Here is a 4,687-nt window from a genome sequence, read left to right as displayed (position 1 = left end):
CGCGCCGCTGGCGGCCGGTCCCGCCCGTCCGGCGGGCCGTACGCCGGTCACGGCCCAGCTGGTCGCCGAGTCCCTGCGCCGCGCGGGCGCCCCGCGCTCGGCCGCCGAGGTCGCCGAGGACGTCGGCATCTCCCGCGCCACCGCCCAGCGCTACCTCGCGAGCCTCGCCCAGCGGGGCCGGGTCCACGTGGCCCTCCGCTACGGCGCCACCGGCCGCCCCGAACACGAATACTCCTGGTCGCCCCGCTAGGGACCGCCCCGGCCCGTCCGCCACCGGTGCCGCACCTCCACGTCGTGAGGGTTCTCCTTACCGGCGGGACTGGACACGCACCCGCTTGTCGTAACAGAATCAGTTGCGACAAGGTCCGGCCGCCTCGGCGGCAGCCTCGGCCGACGGGAGGGTCCATGAGCGCCAACAGCCGCATGACCGTGGCCACGCACACGCTGACGTGGATGGCCCTGGTCTGCCCCTCGCGGCCCGACGGCGTCGTGACGTCCGACCGGATCGCCGCCAGCGTCAACACCAACCCCGTCGTCATCCGGCGCATCCTCGGCAGCCTGCGCGACGCGGGCCTGGTCGTCTCGCGGCGCGGCCAGGGAGCGGGGTGGATGCTCGGCCGTGCCCCGGAGTCGATCACGCTGCGGGACGTCTACGCGGCGGTCGAGCCCGAACCGCTCCTCGCGCCGCACCCCGCACCCCCCAACCAGGCCTGTCCCGTCGGACGGGGCATCCCGCCGGTGCTGCGGGAGGCGTACGGGCGCGCGGAGGAGTCGATGAAGGAGCAGTTGGCCACGGTCACCATCGCCGACGTGCTCCGGGAGACGGTCGCCTGACCCCTGCGCCGCGCCCCTGAGGCGCGCCTCCACGGCACACCCCGGTGCCGCGGTCCCGCGCCGGCCGGTCCGCACGGACCGGCCTTTCTTCGGGCCATTGTCGTAACCATTTCTGTTACATTCACTCGGGAGGTCCCCCCTCGTGTACCGGTCCCTCGTCGTCCTCGCCGCCGGAACGTTCGCCATCGGCACCGACAGCTTCGTCGTCGCCGGGATCCTCCCGGACGCGGCGGACTCGCTCGGCGTCGCCGTCGGCACCGCCGGCTGGCTGATCACCGCGTACGCCTTCCCCTACGCCGTCCTCGGGCCCGTCATGGCGGCGGTCGCCGCGCGGGTGCCGCGCCGGACGCTGTTCCTCGCCGGCTTCGCGGTCTTCACCGCGGGCAACCTCGTGACGGCCTTCGTGCCGGTCTTCGGCGTGGTGCTGGCCGCGCGGGCGCTCGCGGGACTCGGCGGCGCCATGGTCACCCCCGCCGCCGTCGCGGCCGCGACCGCGCTCGCGCCCCCGGAGCGCCGCGGTCGCGCCATCGCGACCGTCATGACCGGACTCAGCGCCGCGACCGCGCTGGGCTCGCCCCTCGGCACCGCCATCGGCGGCCTCACCGGCGACTGGCGCGCCACCATGGTGTTCGTCTCGGCGATCGGACTGCTGGCCGCCGCGGCCATCGCCCTGTTCCTGCCCGCGGTCCCCGTCCCCCCGGCGGTCCCGCTGAGCGCCCGTGTCGCCCCTCTGGCCGACCGTCGCATCCTGCTGACCCTGCTGACGACCCTCCTCGCCTACACCGGCCTGTACACCGTCTACTCGTTCATCGGTGAGAGCCTGGACCGCGCCACCGGCGGCAGCGCAACCACCCTCGCCGCCCTCCTGTTCGTGTGGGGCGTCGCGGCCACGGCCGGGACCCTCGCCTCCGGCGGCCTGATCGACCGCCTCGGCGGACGCAGGATCATCAACGCCGCGATCGCCGGCGCCGCGGTCGACTTCGCGCTGCTCCCCTGGACGAGCGCGCACCTGGCCACCGCCGTGGCGGCGCTCCTCGTCTGGGGCGTCTGCGGATGGGGACTGCTCGCGCCTCAGGCCCACCGCCTCATCGCCGCGATGCCGGCGTCCGCGCCCCTGCTCACCGGCCTCGCCTCGGCCACGGTGTACATCGGCGTCTCGGTCGCGCCCCTCGTCGGTCAGGCCGGGCTGGCGTGGTTCGGCGCCCACTGGCTCGGCACCGTCGGCGCGGTGCTCCTCGCCTTGGCCCTCGTCGCGGCGGAAGCGGCACACGCCGTCATCCGCCGCACCGCGGCACCCGCGCCGTCGGCAGCGCTCACCGATCCGGCTCCGGCCACGCGCGCATGACGAATCCGCTCCCGCGAACCACGCCCCGGACAGGGGTGCACACCTCTCGGGTGCGGGCGGTGCGGGAGGGACGTCGCGGCCCGCCGGGGCGATGAACCGGCGGGCCGCCCGATGCGGTGGCCCGGCCTGGCCGGGCTCAGTCCGCCCGCCGGACACCGCGGGGGTGCCGGCCGCGGCGGGACTCCCAGTCGCGCGCGATCCGCTGCAACCGCACCGCGATCCGGTCGGCCGTCAGGCCGATCGCCTCGTGCAGGGACGCCGCCCGCGCGTGGGCGTGCACGGGCCGTCCGTTCACGTCCACCCGCACCGACACCGCCGGGACCGGGTGCTGCGTCAGCGTCGCGTGGACGTACAGCACCGGCTCGTGGGCGTGGGCCAGGACACGCGTGAACGCTTCGCGGGCCCAGTCCACCTGGCCCGGCTGGACTTCGCCGTTGAACGTGAAGGTGAGCGGCGGTGCGGCGGGCGCGCTCTCCTCGACGCCGGGGGCGGGGGATTCGGTGGTGTGCGGCATGGCGTCTCCTGCTCGGGGCCGGACGGGCGGACCGCCCGACGCGCTGTGCGATCACTCACGATGCCCTGCGGGGGCTGCGCGCCCCCAGGGCCGATGGTCCCTGACCGCGGACCCTTCGGCCCACGGCCGGCGGGCTCACCGGTAGTCCGCGCCGTCCACGGCGAACCGGAAGAACTCCCCCTCCGTCCAGTCGGGTGTGCCGAGCCCCCAGCCCGCCTGGGCCAGGGACGGGATGGTGAAGCCCCCGAAGGTCCGCTCGCGCTGGACCCGGACGCCGAACAGGTGCTCGCCGAAGGCGCCCCCGCCGGGGTTGCCCCAGCGCGGGACGGTCACCGACACCAGCCGTCCGGACGGGTGAACGGTGAGGGTGACCGGGTGGACGTCCGCGCCGACCGAGACGTGCGCGACGGCCCGCATGTCGTCGAGGTGCTCCCACTGGACGGACGGCGACAGCGCCGCAGCCGGGGCCAGCACGAACTCGGCCGCCAGCCGGCCCGCCGCGCTCCGCGACACGTCCGGCCCCGACGCCGTGATCAGCGGGATCCGGTCGAGGACCCGCCAGCGCATGACGCCCCGGCCCTCGTGGTACTCGTCGAACCCGGTGACGGGCAGGCCCGCCGTGCGGGCCGTCGCGGCCCAGACGAACCCGAGGGACGGTTTGAGGACCTGCTCGGCGTCGAACGGCCACCAGTGCCCGGCGATCCGGATGCGCCCGTGCATCTCCAGCCGCGCCGTGGTCAGCAGCGGGGTGCCGGGGGCGATGGCGTGCAGCAGCCAGTGCCGGGCCGCGACCGGGAGGCGGGAGGTCTGCTCGGGGGTGAACATCCCGACGGGTCCGCTGGGACGGGTGAGCCGCGCCCAGTCGTGTCGTGCGTCTTCGGTGAGCCCGGGACGCCGGGCCGGGGACTCGGCGGCGGGTCGCGCCATGAGGTTCAACGATGCTCCGCGCATGTCTCCAGTGTTCGCCGCGGGGCCGCGCGGGGGCAGGGACGAACGGCCCGTTCCGCCCGCCGAACGGTCCGTCCTCCGGCGCCGGGCGTCGTCACCCGTCCACCCACGATCCGTCGTGGAGGCGGGGCGCGGGCACGCCGAGCAGCCTGCGCCGGACGGCGTCCCACAGGCCGAAGAACGCCGCCTCCACCTCGGGGGAGTGGACGCCGAAGACCCGCGCCCACGCCCCGCGTCCGCCGGGCAGCACGCTCGCCCCGCCGCGCAGTCCCGTGCCGGCGAGCGCTCCGTGCAGGAGGTCGGCGAGCTCGGTCGCGGGCGCCGCGGCGGTGACCGCGTACAGCGAGGCCATGAGCCCGAAGCCCCCCATCACCGTCGGCCCGGTGACCGTGCCGTCGGCGGGGACGAGCCGGACCGGGTCGGCGAACAGCAGGCGTCCGTCCCCGTCGTGGACCTCCAGGTCCGCGCAGTAGGCGGTGTAGGCGTGCCGTTCACCGCGCGCGAGCCGTCCGGCCATCAGCCTGTCGCCGAGCACGACGGTCGAGGTCGCGGACGCGGTGACGCGCAGGTGCTGGTGGTAGCGGGTGCCCCCGAACGGGATCGTGGTCTGCGGAAGGTACTCCACGTACGCGCCCGGACCGGCCGCCAGCTCGACGAGCTGGGTCGCGAAGTCGTGTTCCATCCGGTAGAGCCGCGTGGCGGTCTGGGTGCCGAAGTGGACGGCCGTCCCCGGCCCGCAGTCCGCGGTGATCCGGTAGCGGTCGCCCTGCAGGACGCCGCCCCCCGACGACAGGACCATGACGTGCGGCATGTCGGGCCGGGCCGCGTCCGGGTACAGCGGGCGCGCGATGTGCAGCGGCGCCTTCTGGAAGTGCCCGGTCAGCTCGGTGCGGCCCTGGACGGAGGCGAAGCCGAGCTCCAGCACGCCGACCTTGCCCGGAGAGCCGACGGGCAGCGTGTCGGGCTCGGCGCCGTGGGCGGCGACGGCGGCGGGCGTCCAGGGCGGCGCGCACCGTCCGACGTCCGCGCGGTCCGCGACGGCACGG

General features: G+C 75.9%; 6 protein-coding genes. 3 read left to right on the top strand and 3 right to left on the bottom strand.

Annotated features, from left to right (window positions below; genetic code table 11):
* The 3 genes from DZF91_RS28025 to DZF91_RS28015 form a co-directional block, all read left to right on the top strand.
* Positions 1–250: helix-turn-helix domain-containing protein (locus tag DZF91_RS28025; RefSeq protein WP_147341420.1), on the top strand; the 250-nt coding region annotated here is incomplete at its 5' end.
* A 155-nt stretch (positions 251–405) separates the two neighbouring features.
* Positions 406–834: an Rrf2 family transcriptional regulator gene (locus DZF91_RS28020; protein ID WP_117360128.1), complete on the top strand. Its 429-nt coding sequence runs from the start codon at positions 406–408 to the stop codon at positions 832–834.
* A gap of 142 nt (positions 835–976) precedes the next feature.
* Entirely contained in the window at positions 977–2,179 is a 1,203-nt protein-coding gene (locus DZF91_RS28015; RefSeq protein ID WP_117360127.1) for an MFS transporter, read from the top strand.
* A 136-nt stretch (positions 2,180–2,315) separates the two neighbouring features.
* Here DZF91_RS28015 and DZF91_RS28010 read toward each other — a convergent pair whose 3' ends face one another.
* From DZF91_RS28010 to DZF91_RS28000, 3 genes are all read right to left on the bottom strand, one after another.
* Entirely contained in the window at positions 2,316–2,693 is a 378-nt protein-coding gene (locus tag DZF91_RS28010; RefSeq protein WP_117360126.1) for a hypothetical protein, read from the bottom strand.
* Positions 2,694–2,828: 135 nt separating this feature from the next.
* Positions 2,829–3,620 carry a DUF6544 family protein gene (locus tag DZF91_RS28005; protein WP_117360125.1) on the bottom strand — a complete coding sequence of 264 codons (792 nt, stop codon included), beginning with the start codon at positions 3,618–3,620 and terminating at the stop codon, positions 2,829–2,831.
* Between the two features lie 115 nt (positions 3,621–3,735).
* On the bottom strand, positions 3,736–4,687 hold a 952-nt coding region (locus tag DZF91_RS28000; RefSeq protein WP_235834621.1), incomplete at its 5' end, for an urease accessory protein UreD.

Origin of the sequence: Actinomadura logoneensis, from assembly GCF_003428695.1 — a bacterium.
Classification (GTDB): Bacteria; Actinomycetota; Actinomycetes; order Streptosporangiales; family Streptosporangiaceae; genus Spirillospora; species Spirillospora logoneensis.
Note: the sequence above shows the minus strand (reverse complement) of the source record. Positions and strands in the feature narration are given on the sequence as shown.